Here is a 20498-nt window from a genome sequence, read left to right on the forward strand (position 1 = left end):
TCCCTGCGTTGGAACGCTGACTGCCAGTACTATTTCAACTGAGATTGGCGACGGGAAGCAGTACGCCAGCAGCCGTGACTTTGCGGCGGCAACAGGGCTGGTACCCCGACAGTACAGCACGGGAGGTCGGACGACATTGTTAGGGATTAGCAAGCGGGGCAACAAAAAGATCCGAACTTTGTTGGTTCAGTGTGCCAGGGTATTCATACAAAAACTGGAACACCAGTCTGGCAAGTTGGGGTCGGTTCCGGCTGAGGGCGAAATGACACCCTAAGCGTTAGCTCTGTGTCGTTGCACGATGTCAGCGACGGTATTCTTGCTGATACCGAGCTCGCGTGCGATCCAGCGATAGCTGCGTCCCTCGGCCCTCATCGCAACCACCTTAGGCAAAAGTCGGTCTGATTTTGGTCGCACTCCGGCCTGACGACCAAGCCTCTTACCACGTGCCTTCGCAACAGCAAGGCCTGACTTGACCCGCTCGCTGATGAGATCCCGCTCAAACTCCGCAATGCCGGAAAGAAACGTCGCCAGCATTCGTCCATACGGCGACGAAAGATCGAACGCCATTCCATTCATGGCTATCACGGAAACCTTCCAGTTCTCCAGTTCACGTAGCGTATTGAGCAGATCGAGCGTCGAGCGCCCCCACCGGGAAAGCTCAGTGACCAGGATTGCATCAATTTGTCTGGACTGGGCAAGCGCCAGGACTTTCTTTCGCTCGGCCCGGTCGAGTTTAGTTCCTGAACCTGTTTCCTTAAATATTCCCACCACGTCGTAGCCGGCACGGCCGGCGAAGGCTCGCAGATCAAATTCCTGGCGTTCACAAGACTGATCCGCTGTTGAAACCCGGCAGTAAATGGCGGCACGATGTCCCAATTGAACCCTCCTGGATTTTTGTATCGGAACGCCCTGATTTATATGGGCTGGCTGTTGTCCAAAACAGACTATACTTCAAAAGGGACGAATTTGTATGTCACGACGCCATATTTTCACCGAACGGCAGCGAGCAGCGCTGTTCGATCTGCCCACGGACGAACTGTCGCTACTGAAGTTCTACACGCTGGGCGATGATGACCTGGAAAACATTAGGCAGCGCCGCAGACCGGAAAACAGGATTGGCTTTGCCCTGCAACTTTGTGCCTTACGATATCCGGGCCGTGCACTGGCTCCTGGTGAGATGATCCCGCGTGAAGTCCTTTCCTTCGTCGGTGCTCAGCTTGGAGTTCCGGCTGATGCGCTTCTCACTTATGCCACACGGCGCCAAACCCGTCAGCAGCACATGGACACGCTGCGCGAAATTTACGGCTACAAGACCTTCACGGGCCGTGGTGCCCGTGATCTGCGGGAGTGGACTTTCGGCCAGGCCGAAGATGCCAGATCAAACGAGGATCTTGCTCATCGTTTTATTGTGCGGTGTCGGGAAACTTCCACCATTCTGCCCGCAGTATCGACAATCGAGCGCTTGTGCGCGGATGCTCTGGTCGCCGCTGAGCGGCGGATTGAAACGCGGATTGCGGAAAATTTAACAGCGGATGTTCGCGATCACCTGGACAAACTTCTGAGTGAAATGCTCGCCGGCAATATCAGTCGTTTCATCTGGCTTCGCAACTTCGAGGTTGGTAACAACTCGGCTGCTGCTAACCGTTTGCTCGACAGGCTCGAATTTCTGCGTACCCTGAATATCAATCATAGTGCTTTGGCCAGCATACCTGCCCATCGCATTGCCCGGCTGCGTCGGCAGGGTGAACGCTACTTCACCGACGGTTTGCGTGACATCACTTCGGACCGCCGCTGGGCGATCCTTGCCGTCTGTGTTGTGGAGTGGGAAGCGGCGATTGCTGATGCCATAGTCGAAACCCATGACAGGATCGTAGGAAAAACCTGGCGGGAAGCGAAGCGCCAGCATGACGAAACAATTTCCGGCTCTAAAGCCACACTCACGGATACGATCCGTACCTTCACCGCGCTGGGAGCTTCGTTGCTTGAGGCCCGCAGTGACGGAACCCCGCTGGAGATGGCTGTCGCCAGTTCGGTTGCATGGGACCGGCTCGCTCAACTGGTAGCGACAGGGACTCAACTCAGCAACACGCTAGCCGATGAGCCTCTTGCATATGTCGGGCAGGGATACCATCGCTTTCGTCGTTATGCGCCCCGCATGTTGCGCTGTCTGAAGCTCGAAGCCGCGCCGGTCGCCGGACCATTGGTAGCAGCAGCTTTGTCGATCGGAGAGATGAAAGGTGTTGCATCGCCAGAAAGGCGTTTCCTGCGGCCCAGCTCCAAATGGAACCGTCATTTACGAGCTCAGGAAAAAGGAGATACCCGTCTTTGGGAAGTGGCGGTACTCTTTCACCTCCGGGATGCTTTTCGTTCCGGAGATGTCTGGCTCGCTCATTCGCGCCGCTATGGTGACCTCAAGCAGGTACTGGTGCCGATGATCGCGGCGCAGGAAAATGCAAAGCTGGCCGTGCCTTCCAACCCACAGGATTGGCTGGCAGACAGAAAGGCGCGACTCACGATCGCTCTTAAGCGGCTGGCCCGGGCTGCCCGTAACGGCACTATTCCGCACGGTAGCATAGAAGATGGAACGTTGCGGATCGACAGGTTGACAGCAGACGTGCCGGATGGTGCCGAGGCACTCATACTGGATCTGTATCGCCGAATGCCGTCCGTTCGGATTACCGACATGCTGCTTGAAGTTGATGCAGCCCTTGGTTTCACAGATGCGTTTACCCATCTGAGAACCGGGGCTCCATGTCGCGACCGGATCGGTCTGCTCAACGTCCTGCTCGCTGAAGGGCTCAATCTGGGCCTGCGTAAGATGGCGGAAGCTACAAACACGCATGATTACTGGCAGCTCTCACGCCTTGCCCGCTGGCATGTTGAAAGCGAAGCCATGAACCAGGCATTGGCAATTGTGGTGGCCGCGCAGGGTAAACTGCCGATGTCACGCGTCTGGGGGATGGGCACGTCAGCATCGAGCGATGGTCAGTTTTTCCCGACAGCGCGGCATGGCGAAGTCATGAACATGGTCAATGCCAAATATGGTTCTGTTCCCGGCCTCAAAGCGTATACTCACGTAAGCGACCAGTTCGCGCCATTCGCTTGTCAGTCGATCCCGGCGACCGTGAGCGAGGCACCGTATATTCTCGATGGACTACTGATGAACGAGGTCGGTCGCCATGTTCGCGAACAGTATGCCGATACAGCAGGATTCACCGACCATTTGTTCGGAGCCAGTAGCCTGCTCGGCTACAATCTCGTTCTGCGAATCAGGGATCTGCCATCGAAGCGGTTGTACGTATTTAATCCCGATACGACCCCCAGGGAGTTACGCAAGTTGGTAGGTGGAAAAGCCCGGGAGGATCTTATCGTTGCGAACTGGCCTGATATTTTCCGTTGTGCCGCGACGATGACCGCTGGCAAAATCAGGCCCAGCCAACTCCTGCGCAAGCTCGCTTCTTACCCACGACAAAACAACCTTGCAGTTGCGCTTCGTGAAGTTGGTCGTATTGAACGGACCCTTTTCATTATTGAGTGGATCCTGGATACGGACATGCAGCGGCGTGCTCAGATCGGTCTTAACAAGGGAGAGGCCCACCATGCGCTCAAAAATGCGCTCCGTATCGGGAGGCAGGGGGAAATTCGCGATCGCACGACAGAGGGGCAGCACTACCGAATCGCTGGGCTCAATTTATTGACTGCGGTGATCATTTACTGGAATACCGTCCATCTTGGTCATGCCGTCACGGAGCGGCGGAACGAAGGGTTGGATGTTCCCCCTGAATTTCTTCCCCACATATCCCCATTGGGCTGGGCGCACATTCTACTGACTGGCGAATATCTTTGGCCCAAGGAACCGAAAGCTTAGGGTGTCATTTCGCCCTCAGCCGGAACCGACCCCATTAACTCTTTTAATGAACTTGTTAAAGCCTACATCAGGAACTGTGGGGTGAAAATCAAATGGGTCATTGAAATCCATAGGGTTTGTGAATTTCAAAGTACTATCTTTTAAAATTATCTTTGTTATTTCTGCTGATCTATATTGATAGAATTTTATCATCAAAATTATCCAATCAGAATTATGTTATATTTTTTTAATCTTAAGGTCACCAAATTCTTGAAACCCGTCTCTGGTGATATCATCTGCTTTTGTAGCACGTTCATCCTGTCGCATCCAGACCCGGGCGGCTTCAGGTATCAGTACTGAAGCGCTAGTATCTAGAAATTAACCATATTATTCGTTTTCGTACAGTAAGATTGAAGCGTTCCGTGACGAGCTGCGCCACCGTTAAGGCTTCCGTTATCTAAATCCTGGTCCCTCAAGTCTCTCACACACAGCAGCAGACAGACTGCCTGAGTCATATTTATTCGTACAGTCGCTCTGATCTTTAACAAACAGAACAAAAGTCGTCAGAATCAGAGATACAATTAGGCCCGGTATTAATCCCTTAAAAGCATCCTTAACCCTCTTATCTTGCCTGTACCCCATAATACAAAAGAAAAATATGGGGAATGAATACAGCGCAAAATCCATTATATTAAACAAACCGAAGAACATTACCGGTAACGCCAGAATGGGACCGAAAATGAATGCGATAATGATTGTGACGATATACCCATTCATAAATCACTCCTTAATTAAATGCTGTCGAATTCATTATATGTTGTTCTTATTTAGAATGACAAACTGTATCGGTCAAAATTCCTCAATTAATGAATAATTAGTTACGATGCACGGCTAATTTTAAGGCTAATGTATGCGTACATTAGCTTTATAACACGGGTAATGACTCCAACTTATTGATAGTGTTTTATGTTCAGATAATGCCCGATGACTTTGTCATGCAGCTCCACCGATTTTGAGAACGACAGCGACTTCCGTCCCAGCCGTGCCAGGTGCTGCCTCAGATTCAGGTTATGCCGCTCAATGCGCTGCGTATATCGCTTGCTGATTACGTGCAGTTTTCCCTTCAGGCGGGATTCATACAGCGGCCAGCCATCCGTCATCCATATCACCACGTCAAAGGGTGACAGCAGGCTCATAAGACGCCCCAGCGTCGCCATAGTGCGTTCACCGAATACGTGCGCAACAACCGTCTTCCGGAGCCTGTCATACGCGTAAAACAGCCAGCGCTGGCGCGATTTAGCACCGACATAGCCCCACTGTTCGTCCATTTCCGCGCAGACGATGACGTCACTGCCCGGCTGTATGCGCGAGGTTACCGACTGCGGCCTGAGTTTTTTAAATGGCGCAAAATGGTGTTGAGGCAAACGCCCATAATGCGGGCGGTTGCCCGGCATCCAACGCCATTCATGGCCATATCAATGATTTTCTGGTGCGTACCGGGCTGAGAAGCGGTGTAAGTGAACTGCAGTTGCCATGTTTTACGGCAGTGAGAGCAGAGATAGCGCTGATGTCCGGCAGTGCTTTTGCCATTACGCACCACCCCGTCAGTAACTGAACAGGAGGGACAGCTGATATAAACAGAAGCCACTGGAGCACCTCAAAAACACCATCATACACTAAATCAGTAAGTTGGCAGCATCACCTAATTCCCGCACTATGAATCAGCGTATTGCCGCTCTCCATCAATGCTAAATGTTCTCCCGGTAAATCAGTAGCGGATAAAGCGTACTTATTCGCTGTTGATTTACATTTCCCGCCATTCCCATTAATCATCAGGTAGCCTATAATTAATGTATCCTCTGCCTATTGTTTGACTTACCTCGTGAAGAGGGATAATGAACACTAAAATATTCGAAGACAACATTTTATCTCGTAATGATATCGCTGTACGCTACGTCTTTCAGAAAATGTTTTCCCCACAAGGTACTCTGGTCGCGGTGGAATGCTTAAGCCGCTTTGATAATCTTTCTATTTCCCCCGAAGATTTTTTCCGCCATGCTACCGCCGCCGTTCGTGAACGTATTTTTCTCGAACAACTGGCACTGATTGAAAAGCATAAAGCCTGGTTTTTACGTAACCATATTTCCGCAACAATTAACGTTGATGACCATATCCTGAACCTGTTGCGCCAGAAGGATATAAAAGCCAAAGTCGCCGCCCTGACCTGCGTCCATTTCGAGGTAACCGAAAACGCCGAGAATCTGCTGCATAATTCTCTTGCCGCCTGGCAGAGCTCACAGGATACCTCACTGTGGCTCGACGACTTCGGCTCCGGCTACGCGGGAATTAACGCTATTCGCGGTTATCACTTTGACTATGTGAAAATTGATAAGGATTTTTTCTGGCACCTGATGCGCAAAGAGTCCGGCCGCCAGCTGATGGATGCGCTGGTGACCTTTTTATCGCGCAACCATCATAATGTGATTATTGAAGGTGTCGAAAGCGAAGCCCATAAAGAATGGCTGCAGGGAATGGAGTGGTTTGCTATCCAGGGACATTACTGGCGGGAAGTCAGTATTGAACAACTGGTCGCCGATGATATTGCCATGTAAAAAAAGCCGGGAATTCCCGGCTTTTTAACGTCACTTAATTATAAACTAATTCCCACGTTGCCCAGCTGGTAATCGGCCCGCTGGTGGCGCTTTTCGGCGTTGGCGAAACATAGCCAACGTAATAGGTGAACAGGCCGCCGCTGACCGCGCTTTCCTGCAAACGCACCTGATTTTGCTGCGGGTCCGCCGGGACAATTTTATTACTCTTATCCAGCGTATTATTATCGTTAGTCGATAGCGCCAGATAAATATTCTGCGCTCCATCCGGCAAGGTATTGGCCAGATACCCGGCGTTTTCGTTACCGACCGCCGTCAGTAAAAAACCATCGACCCAGCGCACGCTGACCCGACGCACCTCATCCTGCGAGGCTGCCCCACCATCATGGCGCAGCTGGCAGTTTGACAGTGCCAGGGTAAACGGCTGCGGTTTCATAAACGCCCCGGCACCGCGATCGTGGACTTCCGCCAGGCTGACCGGCGCCAGCCAGACATTACCGCTGCCGGCATGCTGGCCGCCGTTTAGCGCGATGCTACAGGAAATATCCGTCACCCGCCCGGCAAAATCGACCCGTCCGCGATCGTAATTGGTCTCAAAACCCCACGCCGAGGGGGCGGCGAGGCTGCCGCAAAATAGCAGCCACGCGATAGTGTTTTTCGGCAATCCCTTCATTCCCCCTCCCGTATTAATCGTACGTCAGGTTAAAGATCATATGCGACTCCACCTCGCCGGTGCTGGTCGTCGGGCCATACTGGGGTTCTAGGGATTTTCCGTCCAAAAACGACAAAGTGCTCTGGAGGCCGCGCCGTCCGTGGCCTCCAGAGGGGTATTACTTTTCGCTGACGGGTAAATATCCCTCGATTGAGCGCATAAGCTCCTCCAGATCTGGCAATTTTTCGCTCAATTCGAAGTGGTAAGTCCCCTTGAGGTTAATGTTGTGCCAGGCCACAGGGGATGCCTGTTTGACGATATCTATTCTCTTGGTATCTCCTTGGTATTCGAAGCTGGTCAACAGCTGGCTGAGTATCCTGGAGTTGAAGTAAACGATGGCATTGGTGACCAGGCGAGCGCACTCATTCCATAGCTGGATTTCTTCGTCTGAACTGCCCCGGAACTGATCCCCATTGACGCTGCTCACGGCCCGACGCAGTTGGTGATAGGCCTCTCCCCGGTTCAGCGCGCGCTGAACATAGTTTCTTAAACTGGCATCATCGATGTAGCACAGTAGATAATTCGCTTTCACCAGGCGATTGTATTCCGTCAGGGCTTCCAGCAGCGGGTGATTGCGCTTGTACTCCGAGAGCTTTCTCACCAAGGTGGCTTGCGTTGTTTTCCGCTGCTTAAGTGATACTGCAATCCGTTGGATGGTATCCCAGTGCTGCGCAATACGATGGGTATTGATTGGCTTTTTTAAGCACAGCTGAATTCGGTGTTCTTTGTCTTCCTTGACATCAAACATGTCATTGATCACTTTGCCAACCTGGGCATAGCGTGGGGCAAACTGGTATCCGAACAGATCCAGTAACGCGAAGTTCACATGGTTCACCCCATGGGTATCGGTTGAGAGCACATCCGGAATGATGTCTGACGTATTGCTCATCAACAAATCAAAGATGTAGTGCGATTCATGTTCGTTGGCGCCGATCACTCTGGCGTTGATCGCAGCGTGATTGGCGATCAAGGTCATGGCAGAAACACCTTTTTGAGTGCCAAAGTACTTCGACGAATAACGGGTTTTGAAGGTCTCGCGCCGGGCTTCGAACTTTTGACCATCGGCACTGGCGTGGATCACATCTTCCTGGATGTTGTAGTACCGGAAGATGGGTAGCTTGGCTGTCGCGTTATTGATGTTGTCGTTAGCAGCATTCAATGTTTCCAGGCGAAGATAGTTCGCCTGGATAGTGCTGAGCTGATCATAGGTACGATCAGAGATCTGTGCCATGCCGTAAATGCCTTGATTGGTTGCATTGCCGACCAGAATTGCCAACAGGTCATATTCATGGGAACGGCTTCTGGATTGGGAACCCAGCACATGAGCGAAGCAGTCAATGAAACCGGTGTCACGATCAACCATGCGCAGTACATCCGCAATCCCCGTTGTGGGAATTTGCTGGAAGAAGGGATTGTTGACCAGATGATGTTTGCTGGCCGAAGGCAGGCGCCAGAAGCGTTTACCCTGCGGATTACGCAAGATGATATTCCGGTTGTCTTCCTGTTCAAGATATTCGCCGACTTCGTACAAACGGGTATCCAATTCCATGGCCATCTGTTTGATCAGCTTTTCAGGCTCCTCCGCTAATTTTGTAAAATGGCTCTGTTGAAGCAGCGTATATTTGTTTTTTCGCCAATGTTCCCCGTCGATCAGGTCGGCGTCGAGTGCCCGGTATTTAGTGATATCAGGCAGCGTCAGCTGGCCATTCAGGCGATCAGGAATCTGTTGATAGAGGAACCACTCATAACGATCGATCAGGATATTCCCTTCACCATCCAGCAGGAATTCACGTGATTTTTTGGAAAGGAGTCTGGTGTCGGCAGTTTGCAACTGAGCGTCCTGGCCGTTGAGTTCGTTTTGTGTTTTCGCCAAGGCGGCCGCTAAGTGCTGGGTGCCGTCGCAGCCTTCGAAGCGCAGACATAGGAACAACTCTCGCAGCAAACCTTTCCGCAGACTTTCTTTCTCGTCGCAGTACTGCCACATGGCTTCATCGACCGATCGTCGCTGCTCGTTCAGGAAGAGACATACAGATTCCAGATCCCTTTTGGTCAGCAGGCTCAGTGCTTGCTGTCTTACTGTTGCAAACGGTAGTTGCAGATCAATGCTGTCATCAATGAACAGGTGCAGTACTTCAGCTGCCTTGCTGACATTTTTAGCTGCTTTTTGCCAATCCTTAAACACCGCTTCCTGCGCATAATCCTTTGCCTTCTGTTTGGTCTGTCTGACATGATGCACAAAGCCATCGGCAATACGTTCCAGCGCTTGCTGCCATCGCGTTTGAAGATAGCACAATAAATACAGCCATTGGCTGCCTACGGTTTGACGTTTCAGTTTGGCACCGTAGTAGTCGACTTTCTCTGCCAGGTGTTGCAGATTTTTCTGCGACAGTGATAGCGTGCTCAACAGCAGATCCACTTCCGGCATCCAATGCTGGATATGGCGATAGACAATCAGTTCTTTCTCCAACTCGGTTCCGGTGAAGTTACGAGCCGATTGTCGCAACTGTCGGAACGGCAGTGGACCTGTGCCGTTCACGAGCTCCGCCAGTGCTTGCTTAAGACCGCGTGACATTGCACGCTCAAGGTGCGCGGCCATGTGTTCCTGTTCGTCTCCCACCACCTGACTGATGATCTTTTGCAGCGTGCTGTAGGCAGGGATTGCGATCTTCTGCCCCGAACAATATTCAATGGCCGCATCGAAGAGGTGCCTAGGCGCTGTCCAGGCTCTGGCTTGCTGGGATAAGTAATCTCTCAACGCCGCTCCATGGTCTTTGACATTCCAGCGCTGGTAGTTGCAGAGCTGGAAAACACGTTGGTAAATCCGTTCGTTCTCTTTTGGCGTGAGATTAAAGGGTCTACAGCCTGGGCCTGGTAGAACGGTTTGATAAACGTATTTGAGGTCCTGCTTGATCTGATGAAAGCCGGGATTCAGCACCACCGGCTTGGCTTTGAAATAGCCCAGCAGTACCACCAGCATGTAACGCTGGCCCCGATGACGGAGGCTTTTAGCGATCGCCAGTTCCTTATCGTTCAGCGAGAAAAAGAAGCGTTGGTCGGCGGAGGTGAAAGCGGGGGGTCCATATAACTCATCTTGTTCTGCCTCGGACAAGATTTGGACACGTTCTTCGAATGCCATGGATTTAGCCCAAAAAGACTAAATCTTACTCAAACAGAGCCCAAATAGGGATCTCGAAAAAAGTAATACCCCTCTGGAGGCCACAGACGGCGGGGCCTCCAGAGCACTTTGTCGTTTTTGGACGGAAAATCCCTAGAACCCCGATCAGGGCGACGCCGCCGCCCGGGACGATGCCTTCCTCGACGGCCGCACGGGTCGCGTGCAGGGCGTCTTCGACGCGCGCCTTCTTTTCCTTCATCTCGACTTCGGTGGCGGCACCGACCTTGATCACCGCAACGCCGCCGGCCAGCTTGGCCACGCGCTCCTGCAGCTTCTCGCGGTCGTAGTCGGAGGAGGTCTCCTCGATCTGCGCCTTGATCTGCTTGATGCGCGCCTCGATGCCCGCGCCTTCGCCGGCGCCATCGATGATGGTGGTGTTTTCCTTCGACACCTGGATCTTCTTGGCGCGGCCGAGGTCCTTGATGGTGGCCTTCTCCAGCGACAGGCCGACTTCCTCGGAAATCACCACGCCGCCGGTCAGGATCGCCATGTCTTCCAGCATCGCCTTGCGACGGTCGCCGAAGCCCGGGGCCTTCACCGCGCAGACCTTGACGATGCCGCGGATGGTGTTGACCACCAGGGTCGCCAGCGCTTCGCCTTCGACTTCCTCCGCCACGATCAGCAGCGGCTTGCCGGCCTTGGCCACGCCCTCGAGGACGGGCAGCAGGTCGCGCACGTTGGAGATCTTCTTGTCGTACAGCAGGATGAAGGGATCATCCAGGTCGGCCGACATCGACTGCTGGTTGTTGACGAAGTACGGGCTCAGGTAGCCGCGGTCGAACTGCATGCCCTCGACCACGTCGAGTTCGTTGTCCAGGCCGCTGCCTTCCTCGACCGTGATCACGCCTTCCTTGCCGACCTTGTCCATCGCCTGCGCGATCAGGTCGCCGATGTTGGCATCCGAGTTCGCGGAGATCGCGCCGACCTGGGCGATTTCCTTGCTGGTCGACGACGGCTTGGACAGCGACTTCAGTTCGCCGACCGCGGCCTTCACCGCCTGGTCGATGCCGCGCTTCAGGTCCATCGGGTTCATGCCGGCGGCGACCGCCTTCATGCCCTCGCGGATGAACGCCTGCGCCAGCACGGTGGCGGTGGTGGTGCCGTCGCCGGCGTTGTCGGAGGTCTTGGAAGCGACTTCCTTCACCATCTGCGCGCCCATGTTCTCGAACGCGTCAGCCAGTTCGATTTCCTTGGCGACGGAGACGCCGTCCTTGGTGATGGTCGGCGCGCCGTAGCTCTTCTGCAGCACGACGTTGCGGCCCTTCGGGCCGAGGGTCGCCTTCACGGCGTTGGCGAGCACGTTGACGCCGCGCACCATCTTGGAGCGCGCGTCTTCGCCGAAACGAATGTCCTTGGCAGCCATTGCGAATTACCTCGAAAAATTATTCGGATGAGAAATGTGTGGGAGCGACGCGCGATCAGCCGAGGATCGCGAACAGGTCGTCTTCCTTCACCACCAGCAGCTCGACGCCGTCCAGCTTCACTTCGGTGCCGCTGTACTTGCCGAACAGCACCTTGTCGCCGACCTTGACCTGCGGCGCGCGGACCTGGCCGTTGTCCAGCACCTTGCCGGTGCCGACGGCGACGACTTCGCCCTTGATCGGCTTCTCGGTGGCCGAATCCGGGATCACGATCCCGCCGGCGGACAGCTTCTCTTCTTCCATGCGCTTGATGACCACGCGGTCGTGCAGCGGCTTGATATTGGACATGGCAACCTCGGTAAATGGTTGATTGACGTGGAAAAACCCGGCGATTTTAGCAGTCGCGCGAAGCGAGTGCCAAACCGCGGACAACAGAACCGGGCGAACCCGGCATGCCACCGAGATGGGGCGGGCCCGCCGACTTTCAAGGGCCGCACGCGGATGTCCGCCAGGCCCGCCGGATCGGGGCAGCCGCTACCCTATGCCGGTGAGCGCCCTGATCTGCTTCTGCACCTGTCCCGACGCCGACAGCGCCGAGCGCATCGCCACCGCGCTGGTGGCCGAGCGCCTGGCCGCCTGCGTCAACCTCCTGCCCGGCCTGCGTTCGGTCTATCGCTGGCAACGCAAGGTCGAGGCCGCGGCCGAGGTCCTGCTGCTGGTCAAGACCAGTGCCGAGGCCTACCCCGCCCTGCAGGAACGCCTGCGCCAACTGCATCCCTACGAACTCCCGGAGCTGCTCGCGGTCGAAGCCGCGTCCGGCCTGCCCGAATACCTGCAATGGCTGGCCGCCGAGAGCCGACCGGTAAACTGAGCCAATGACCGCATCCACGATCCGCCTGCGCCGCTGGCTGGCCGGGCTCGCCCTGCTGCTTGCGCTGCCCGCGACCTCGGCCGTCGCCCAGGACTTCGAACTGCCGCCGGTCGACGAGGTCTTCGTCCTGTCCGCGCAGGCCACCGCGCCGGACCGCATCGAGGTGCGCTGGCGGATCGCCGACGGCTATTACCTGTACCGGCACCGCACCTCGGTCAAGGCCGATGCCGCCTTCACCGGCGCGACCATGGCGCTGCCGAAGGGCAAGGCCTACCGCGACGAATTCTTCGGCGACGTCGAAACCTACCGCAAGGAATTGCTCGGCACCCTCACCGGCACGCCCGCGGCCGGCGCGAGCGCGACCACCCTGACCGTGAAGTACCAGGGCTGCGCCGATGCCGGCGTGTGCTACCCGCCGCAGACCCGCACCCTGAAGGTCGCGTTGCCGGGCGAAGCGGGCGCTGGCGGCTTCGGCTGTAAGGCGCGCGGGCTGCATGATTATGTCGTCAAGAACGGCTCTGCCGATCATCCCAACGCCGAGGTGAAATTCGCACTGGGTGATGTGGTCAACACCATGATCGGCTGCACTAATGGTGAAACGATCATGCTGTGCCACGACACCTCGCTGCCGCGCCCCTATTCTCTCGGCTTTCGGGTGCAAGGCACCGAGGGGCTGTGGATGGACGTCAACAAGTCGATCTATCTGGAGGGCAAGAGCCCACAGCCGCACCGCTGGGAGCCTGCCGAGGGCTGGTTTGCGAAATACGATCACCCGCTATGGAAACGCTACGCCGATCTGGCGGCAGGGGCCGGGCATGGCGGGATGGACTGGTTCGTGATCCACGCTTTTGTCGAGGCGCTGAAGGCCAAGGCCCCGATGCCAATCGACATTTACGACGCGCTGGCCTGGAGCGCGATCACGCCTCTGTCGGAACAATCGATTGCTGAGGGCAATCGCACGTTAGATTTTCCCGACTTCACCCGAGGGCAGTGGCGCACCCGCAAGCCGATCTTTGCGCTGAACGACGCCTATTGATCGACGCGATTTAGGCCAAGCGCACCGCAAAGGCGAAATTGGTAATCTTGTCGGTATCCTTGACGCCCGGCGCGCTTTCGACGCCGCTGGAGGTATCGACCAGCGGCGCTCCGGTGCGCGCAATCGCCTCGGCAACATTCGTCGGATTTAGCCCGCCTGCCAGCCCCCACGGCAAGGCACCGCGATATCCGGCCAGCAGCGACCAGTCGAACGCCAACCCCATGCCGCCGGGCAGCGCGCCTTTGGGGGTCTTGGCGTCGAACAAGATCAAGTCCGCCGCCCCGGCATAGGCTGCGGCGCGTGCGACATCGCTGGCGCTGGCGACGGGCAGCGCCTTCCACACCGGCTTGCCAAACCGCGCGCGCAACTGGGCCACGCGTTCGGGCGATTCCGAACCGTGCAGCTGCAGCGCGTTCAGCTTGGCTGCCACCAGTGCGTCGGCGATGACAGCATCATCCGCATCGACGAACAAACCGACCATGGCGATCTGGCCAGCTGCGCGCGATGTCAAAGCGCCCGCGACATTCGACGTAACCGCACGGGGCGACGCTGGATAGAACACCAACCCGGCATAGTCCGCCCGCGCCGCGATGGTCGCATCGAGCGCCTCGGGTGTGCTGATCCCGCAAATCTTGATTTTCGCGGGCATGCGGTCAGTCGGGGTTCTGGATCAGCCGCACCAGCGTGCAGTCGGGATCGATCAGGTAGCCGATCCTCAGGCCGCTCGCCTCCAGTTGCGGAGCTTTGAAGCGCGGCCAGCCGGTGCTTTTTTCCTCGGCTCCCGCCGCGTTCACCAATGCCACCATGGCATCGAGATCATCCAACCGCAGGCAACAGCCGAACGAGCTCGTAGCTGGGTCGAGGTCAGGATAGGGGAAGAATTCGAGCTGCAAACCGCCGCGCTGCAGGATCATCCAGCCGCGATCCTTCCAACTCGTCGCAAAGCCCAGCTTCGCATAAAACGCCTCTGTCACATCGAAATCGCGCGATGGCAGATTGGGGGTGACGTGGTCAGCCATGGCTCAGCGCAGCTTGTCGGCCATGCGGGCCGTATGAGTGATTGCGGCGCGGCTATCGGGGGCGGAATGGCTCATCACGATCATGCTGGCCTTGGGGAACGCCGCACCAAACGCGCGCGCTGACGCGGCGTAGTGCTCAGTGTCGGCATCACCGAGATTGCCGAGCGACTTGGCCTTGCTGTCCTTGATCAGGCAGCCACCAAAAGCGATGTCGGTGCCGTCGATCCCAACGGTGATATTGTCACTGGTGTGGCCGGGGCCGGGGTAAAATACCTTGAGCGGGCCAAAGTTGGGCGCGGTTGCTGGTTCGACCCAGCCATTGGCGGCGAAAGTCAGGCTGTGTTGCGCCGCAACCATCCCCTCTTGCGGGGCAAGCTGGTTCGACAACGCATTGGCATAAGTCGCAATCCCCGCCGCATGCAGCGCGTCCATACCGCCCATCTTGTCCTGATGCGCGTGAGTCACCACCGCCAGCGCGACCGGCAGGTTGATCTCCTGCTTGATCCAGTTGAGGATCTGGGCGGTCTGGTCATCGGTCCAGGCGGTATCGACCACCAGCACGCGGCCGCCATCCCTGACGATCAAACCGTTGGAAGCGACTGCCCCGAAACCCGGCATGTCGAGATAGGAAGTGTGCTGCCAGACATTCGGTGCGAGCTGGCGGAAAACCAGATCGCCAAACCGTTGGTCGCCAGTTTCCATTTGCTGGCCAATCGTCGGGCGGATTTCACCGGGCATGCACCCGCTCAGCATCAATGCAGCGGCTAATGCGGTGCTCAGCTTCGCGACCGGGTGCATAATATTGGGCAATTCCATCAAGTTTTCCTTTTATTCAGCATTAAAAACCCCGCAAATGCGAGGCCTAGTAAATAGATGATCTTAATTTGGTTCACTGTAGCAAAAATATGGGGCGAATTCAAACATGAGGTGCGACAGTTTCAAAAGCCATATGATAATCAACAAGCTGAGCAAATTTCTCTAATGGTGTAAGCCAATCTAACGCCTTTCTAGGACGAGTATTCAGTGACATGGCAACTTGATTTAAATAATGCTGATCTGCCTGATTTAAATCAATCCCTTTAGGTAAATATTGCCTAATTAAACCATTCATATTTTCGCATGTGCCTTTTTGCCAGGGTGAATGTGGGTCACAGAAATATACATCTATGGGGTTCTAGGGATTTTCCGTCCAAAAACGACAAAGTGCTCTGGAGGCCGCGCCGTCCGTGGCCTCCAGAGGGGTATTACTTTTCGCTGACGGGTAAATATCCCTCGATTGAGCGCATAAGCTCCTCCAGATCTGGCAATTTTTCGCTCAATTCGAAGTGGTAAGTCCCCTTGAGGTTAATGTTGTGCCAGGCCACAGGGGATGCCTGTTTGACGATATCTATTCTCTTGGTATCTCCTTGGTATTCGAAGCTGGTCAACAGCTGGCTGAGTATCCTGGAGTTGAAGTAAACGATGGCATTGGTGACCAGGCGAGCGCACTCATTCCATAGCTGGATTTCTTCGTCTGAACTGCCCCGGAACTGATCCCCATTGACGCTGCTCACGGCCCGACGCAGTTGGTGATAGGCCTCTCCCCGGTTCAGCGCGCGCTGAACATAGTTTCTTAAACTGGCATCATCGATGTAGCACAGTAGATAATTCGCTTTCACCAGGCGATTGTATTCCGTCAGGGCTTCCAGCAGCGGGTGATTGCGCTTGTACTCCGAGAGCTTTCTCACCAAGGTGGCTTGCGTTGTTTTCCGCTGCTTAAGTGATACTGCAATCCGTTGGATGGTATCCCAGTGCTGCGCAATACGATGGGTATTGATTGGCTTTTTTAAGCACAGCTGAATTCGGTGTTCTTTGTCTTCCTTGACATCAAACATGTCATTGATCACTTTGCCAACCTGGGCATAGCGTGGGGCAAACTGGTATCCGAACAGATCCAGTAACGCGAAGTTCACATGGTTCACCCCATGGGTATCGGTTGAGAGCACATCCGGAATGATGTCTGACGTATTGCTCATCAACAAATCAAAGATGTAGTGCGATTCATGTTCGTTGGCGCCGATCACTCTGGCGTTGATCGCAGCGTGATTGGCGATCAAGGTCATGGCAGAAACACCTTTTTGAGTGCCAAAGTACTTCGACGAATAACGGGTTTTGAAGGTCTCGCGCCGGGCTTCGAACTTTTGACCATCGGCACTGGCGTGGATCACATCTTCCTGGATGTTGTAGTACCGGAAGATGGGTAGCTTGGCTGTCGCGTTATTGATGTTGTCGTTAGCAGCATTCAATGTTTCCAGGCGAAGATAGTTCGCCTGGATAGTGCTGAGCTGATCATAGGTACGATCAGAGATCTGTGCCATGCCGTAAATGCCTTGATTGGTTGCATTGCCGACCAGAATTGCCAACAGGTCATATTCATGGGAACGGCTTCTGGATTGGGAACCCAGCACATGAGCGAAGCAGTCAATGAAACCGGTGTCACGATCAACCATGCGCAGTACATCCGCAATCCCCGTTGTGGGAATTTGCTGGAAGAAGGGATTGTTGACCAGATGATGTTTGCTGGCCGAAGGCAGGCGCCAGAAGCGTTTACCCTGCGGATTACGCAAGATGATATTCCGGTTGTCTTCCTGTTCAAGATATTCGCCGACTTCGTACAAACGGGTATCCAATTCCATGGCCATCTGTTTGATCAGCTTTTCAGGCTCCTCCGCTAATTTTGTAAAATGGCTCTGTTGAAGCAGCGTATATTTGTTTTTTCGCCAATGTTCCCCGTCGATCAGGTCGGCGTCGAGTGCCCGGTATTTAGTGATATCAGGCAGCGTCAGCTGGCCATTCAGGCGATCAGGAATCTGTTGATAGAGGAACCACTCATAACGATCGATCAGGATATTCCCTTCACCATCCAGCAGGAATTCACGTGATTTTTTGGAAAGGAGTCTGGTGTCGGCAGTTTGCAACTGAGCGTCCTGGCCGTTGAGTTCGTTTTGTGTTTTCGCCAAGGCGGCCGCTAAGTGCTGGGTGCCGTCGCAGCCTTCGAAGCGCAGACATAGGAACAACTCTCGCAGCAAACCTTTCCGCAGACTTTCTTTCTCGTCGCAGTACTGCCACATGGCTTCATCGACCGATCGTCGCTGCTCGTTCAGGAAGAGACATACAGATTCCAGATCCCTTTTGGTCAGCAGGCTCAGTGCTTGCTGTCTTACTGTTGCAAACGGTAGTTGCAGATCAATGCTGTCATCAATGAACAGGTGCAGTACTTCAGCTGCCTTGCTGACATTTTTAGCTGCTTTTTGCCAATCCTTAAACACCGCTTCCTGCGCATAATCCTTTGCCTTCTGTTTGGTCTGTCTGACATGATGCACAAAGCCATCGGCAATACGTTCCAGCGCTTGCTGCCATCGCGTTTGAAGATAGCACAATAAATACAGCCATTGGCTGCCTACGGTTTGACGTTTCAGTTTGGCACCGTAGTAGTCGACTTTCTCTGCCAGGTGTTGCAGATTTTTCTGCGACAGTGATAGCGTGCTCAACAGCAGATCCACTTCCGGCATCCAATGCTGGATATGGCGATAGACAATCAGTTCTTTCTCCAACTCGGTTCCGGTGAAGTTACGAGCCGATTGTCGCAACTGTCGGAACGGCAGTGGACCTGTGCCGTTCACGAGCTCCGCCAGTGCTTGCTTAAGACCGCGTGACATTGCACGCTCAAGGTGCGCGGCCATGTGTTCCTGTTCGTCTCCCACCACCTGACTGATGATCTTTTGCAGCGTGCTGTAGGCAGGGATTGCGATCTTCTGCCCCGAACAATATTCAATGGCCGCATCGAAGAGGTGCCTAGGCGCTGTCCAGGCTCTGGCTTGCTGGGATAAGTAATCTCTCAACGCCGCTCCATGGTCTTTGACATTCCAGCGCTGGTAGTTGCAGAGCTGGAAAACACGTTGGTAAATCCGTTCGTTCTCTTTTGGCGTGAGATTAAAGGGTCTACAGCCTGGGCCTGGTAGAACGGTTTGATAAACGTATTTGAGGTCCTGCTTGATCTGATGAAAGCCGGGATTCAGCACCACCGGCTTGGCTTTGAAATAGCCCAGCAGTACCACCAGCATGTAACGCTGGCCCCGATGACGGAGGCTTTTAGCGATCGCCAGTTCCTTATCGTTCAGCGAGAAAAAGAAGCGTTGGTCGGCGGAGGTGAAAGCGGGGGGTCCATATAACTCATCTTGTTCTGCCTCGGACAAGATTTGGACACGTTCTTCGAATGCCATGGATTTAGCCCAAAAAGACTAAATCTTACTCAAACAGAGCCCAAATAGGGATCTCGAAAAAAGTAATACCCCTCTGGAGGCCACAGACGGCGGGGCCTCCAGAGCACTTTGTCGTTTTTGGACGGAAAATCCCTAGAACCCCATGATGCCGACTATGGCGTGCTGAATGATATTGCCAGAGGGCAATCAGATCCCCGAAAAATAGTCCTTCAGTGGGACGAAATGATCCGGACCGCTGGCTCCCTGAAGCTGGGCAAAGTACAGGTTTCAGTGCTGGTCCGTTCATTGCTGAAAAGTGAACGTCCTTCCGGACTGACTCAGGCAATCATTGAAGTGGGGCGCATCAACAAAACGCTGTATCTGCTTAATTATATTGATGATGAAGATTACCGCCGGCGCATTCTGACCCAGCTTAATCGGGGAGAAAGTCGCCATGCCGTTGCCAGAGCCATCTGTCACGGTCAAAAAGGTGAGATAAGAAAACGATATACCGACGGTCAGGAAGATCAACTGGGCACACTGGGGCTGGTCACTAACGCCGTCGTGTTATGGAACACTATTTATATGCAGGCAGCCCTGGATCATCTCCGGGCGCAGGGTGAAACACTGAATGATGAAGATATCGCACGCCTCTCCCCGCTTTGCCACGGACATATCAATATGCTCGGCCATTATTCCTTCACGCTGGCAGAACTGGTGACCAAAGGACATCTGAGACCATTAAAAGAGGCGTCAGAGGCAGAAAACGTTGCTTAACGTGAGTTTTCGTTCCACTGAGCGTCAGACCCCTATTAAGCCGGTCCATCATTTTCTGTATATCTCTCATCAATTTTTATATCCGGCCTGAAGTGCACCGTTCAAGCACACCGATCAGGCAGTTAGTCACTAGTTAACTCTTTACTAGAGACTAAATTCCATTGATTTACGTGACAACGTCACGTCATTAAGGTTTGCAAATGCCTAATTTTCATACTATGGGATTTAATTAGGAGTAAATCCCACAGGTTTACATAAAGCTGACATTTAAAAGTGTTAAAAATCAATCAGATAGAAAGAAAAGGCTCTCCGGAAGAACTCTTCTCATTATTTCGCCGCCCGGGGTTATTGCTGACAGATCTGAAAGTGCTAATATGTTAGTCATTAGTAATTAGTAAAGCCTTTACTAAACGCGTTTCTACGTAAATTCTATTGGTTTTAGAGGGTCCTACTGTCCGAAGACAATAAAGTTGTACACAAAGCACTAAAGTTGTAACCATTCTCAAAAAACGACGCTAATGTTGTATGCTTACTGAATGTGTGGTTATAGGGTTGGAGACTATAAAATGCACATATAGGTACGTATCAATGTCGTTTTTTGGGTACGATCATGGGTAGGGGTAGGCGTCTCAAATCCTATTTGGATTATGAAAATGCGCTAGGTGACGGCATAGGAGTGGGCTATGGCCAAAGTTATCAGCCCTGGCTTAGAGCTCAGGACGTTAAATCCCGTGGAAACCGTTCGATAGTCGGCACTGTTGCAAATAGTCGGTGGTGATAAACTTATCATCCCCTTTTGCTGATGGAGCTGCACATGAACCCATTCAAAGGCCGGCATTTTCAGCGTGAC

14 protein-coding genes and 6 pseudogenes are annotated in these 20498 nt (G+C 54.0%); 7 read left to right on the top strand and 13 right to left on the bottom strand.

The features are described 5' to 3' along the window. A pseudogene (locus tag ACNQ0T_RS22300) lies at positions 1–238 on the top strand (transposase); the annotation flags it as partial. Positions 239–270: 32 nt separating this feature from the next. Here the strand turns inward: ACNQ0T_RS22300 and ACNQ0T_RS22305 are convergent. Further along, positions 271–876, bottom strand: coding sequence for a recombinase family protein (locus ACNQ0T_RS22305; protein WP_000509966.1), 606 nt, complete (start codon positions 874–876; stop codon positions 271–273). Between the two features lie 94 nt (positions 877–970). Between ACNQ0T_RS22305 and ACNQ0T_RS22310 the strand changes: the two genes are divergently transcribed. Then, positions 971–3868, top strand: a complete 2898-nt coding sequence (locus ACNQ0T_RS22310; RefSeq protein ID WP_023307208.1) for a Tn3-like element Tn5403 family transposase — start codon at positions 971–973, stop codon at positions 3866–3868. A 432-nt stretch (positions 3869–4300) separates the two neighbouring features. Here ACNQ0T_RS22310 and ACNQ0T_RS22315 read toward each other — a convergent pair whose 3' ends face one another. Together ACNQ0T_RS22315 and ACNQ0T_RS22320 are read right to left on the bottom strand one after the other, a co-directional pair. Further along, positions 4301–4624 (bottom strand): hypothetical protein, encoded by a 324-nt coding sequence (locus tag ACNQ0T_RS22315; protein WP_017899891.1) that lies wholly within the window; start codon positions 4622–4624, stop codon positions 4301–4303. A 173-nt stretch (positions 4625–4797) separates the two neighbouring features. After that, a protein-coding gene (locus ACNQ0T_RS22320) for an IS1 family transposase (RefSeq protein WP_108702448.1) occupies positions 4798–5495 on the bottom strand; the annotation gives its coding sequence in 2 pieces (ribosomal slippage) (positions 4798–5246 and positions 5246–5495; 699 coding nt in all). A 247-nt stretch (positions 5496–5742) separates the two neighbouring features. Here ACNQ0T_RS22320 and mkrJ point away from each other — a divergent pair. Next, entirely contained in the window at positions 5743–6459 is a 717-nt protein-coding gene (gene mkrJ / locus ACNQ0T_RS22325; RefSeq protein ID WP_025714822.1) for a phosphodiesterase MrkJ, read from the top strand. 34 nt (positions 6460–6493) lie between these two features. On the opposite strand, the gene mrkF is transcribed toward mkrJ, so the two are convergent. The 5 genes and pseudogenes from mrkF to groES all read right to left on the bottom strand — a co-directional run bounded on the left by mrkF (position 6494) and on the right by groES (position 12052). Then, positions 6494–7129: a type 3 fimbria minor subunit MrkF gene (gene mrkF, locus ACNQ0T_RS22330; RefSeq protein WP_000677445.1), complete on the bottom strand. Its 636-nt coding sequence runs from the start codon at positions 7127–7129 to the stop codon at positions 6494–6496. 13 nt (positions 7130–7142) lie between these two features. After that, positions 7143–7211: pseudogene (locus ACNQ0T_RS22335) on the bottom strand (hypothetical protein); the annotation flags it as partial. A gap of 75 nt (positions 7212–7286) precedes the next feature. Next, positions 7287–10304 (bottom strand): Tn3-like element IS3000 family transposase, encoded by a 3018-nt coding sequence (locus tag ACNQ0T_RS22340; RefSeq protein ID WP_021740570.1) that lies wholly within the window; start codon positions 10302–10304, stop codon positions 7287–7289. 136 nt (positions 10305–10440) lie between these two features. Next, positions 10441–11706 (bottom strand): annotated as a pseudogene (gene groL, locus ACNQ0T_RS22345) (chaperonin GroEL); the annotation flags it as partial. Between the two features lie 55 nt (positions 11707–11761). Next, complete coding sequence (gene groES, locus ACNQ0T_RS22350; RefSeq protein WP_004201172.1) at positions 11762–12052, bottom strand: co-chaperone GroES; 291 nt, start codon at positions 12050–12052, stop codon at positions 11762–11764. 193 nt (positions 12053–12245) lie between these two features. Between groES and cutA the strand changes: the two genes are divergently transcribed. Next, a complete protein-coding gene (gene cutA, locus ACNQ0T_RS22355; RefSeq protein WP_004201171.1) occupies positions 12246–12575 on the top strand; it encodes a divalent-cation tolerance protein CutA in 330 nt (109 codons plus the stop codon). A gap of 4 nt (positions 12576–12579) precedes the next feature. Continuing rightward, positions 12580–13611 carry a protein-disulfide reductase DsbD domain-containing protein gene (locus ACNQ0T_RS22360; RefSeq protein ID WP_004201169.1) on the top strand — a complete coding sequence of 344 codons (1032 nt, stop codon included), beginning with the start codon at positions 12580–12582 and terminating at the stop codon, positions 13609–13611. A gap of 10 nt (positions 13612–13621) precedes the next feature. On the opposite strand, the gene ACNQ0T_RS22365 is transcribed toward ACNQ0T_RS22360, so the two are convergent. The 5 genes and pseudogenes from ACNQ0T_RS22365 to ACNQ0T_RS22385 form a co-directional block, all read right to left on the bottom strand. After that, positions 13622–14260 (bottom strand): phosphoribosylanthranilate isomerase, encoded by a 639-nt coding sequence (locus ACNQ0T_RS22365; protein ID WP_004201168.1) that lies wholly within the window; start codon positions 14258–14260, stop codon positions 13622–13624. Positions 14261–14264: 4 nt separating this feature from the next. Further along, positions 14265–14630 (bottom strand): bleomycin binding protein Ble-MBL, encoded by a 366-nt coding sequence (ble, locus tag ACNQ0T_RS22370; RefSeq protein ID WP_004201167.1) that lies wholly within the window; start codon positions 14628–14630, stop codon positions 14265–14267. A 3-nt stretch (positions 14631–14633) separates the two neighbouring features. Continuing rightward, complete coding sequence (locus ACNQ0T_RS22375) at positions 14634–15446, bottom strand: subclass B1 metallo-beta-lactamase NDM-1 (protein ID WP_004201164.1); 813 nt, start codon at positions 15444–15446, stop codon at positions 14634–14636. A 63-nt stretch (positions 15447–15509) separates the two neighbouring features. After that, a pseudogene (locus ACNQ0T_RS22380) lies at positions 15510–15798 on the bottom strand (IS30 family transposase); the annotation flags it as partial. Between the two features lie 76 nt (positions 15799–15874). After that, positions 15875–18892, bottom strand: coding sequence for a Tn3-like element IS3000 family transposase (locus ACNQ0T_RS22385; RefSeq protein WP_021740570.1), 3018 nt, complete (start codon positions 18890–18892; stop codon positions 15875–15877). Positions 18893–19039: 147 nt separating this feature from the next. Between ACNQ0T_RS22385 and ACNQ0T_RS22390 the strand changes: the two are divergent. Both ACNQ0T_RS22390 and ACNQ0T_RS22395 read left to right on the top strand, forming a co-directional pair. Continuing rightward, positions 19040–19615, top strand: a pseudogene (locus ACNQ0T_RS22390) (Tn3 family transposase); the annotation flags it as partial. A 643-nt stretch (positions 19616–20258) separates the two neighbouring features. Beyond that, a pseudogene (locus ACNQ0T_RS22395) lies at positions 20259–20399 on the top strand (transposase); the annotation flags it as partial. Between the last annotated feature and the right edge of the window lie 99 nt (positions 20400–20498).

The sequence above is a fragment of the Enterobacter cloacae complex sp.6700776 genome (genome assembly GCF_048284255.1).
Taxonomy (GTDB): Bacteria; Pseudomonadota; Gammaproteobacteria; order Enterobacterales; family Enterobacteriaceae; genus Enterobacter; species Enterobacter intestinihominis.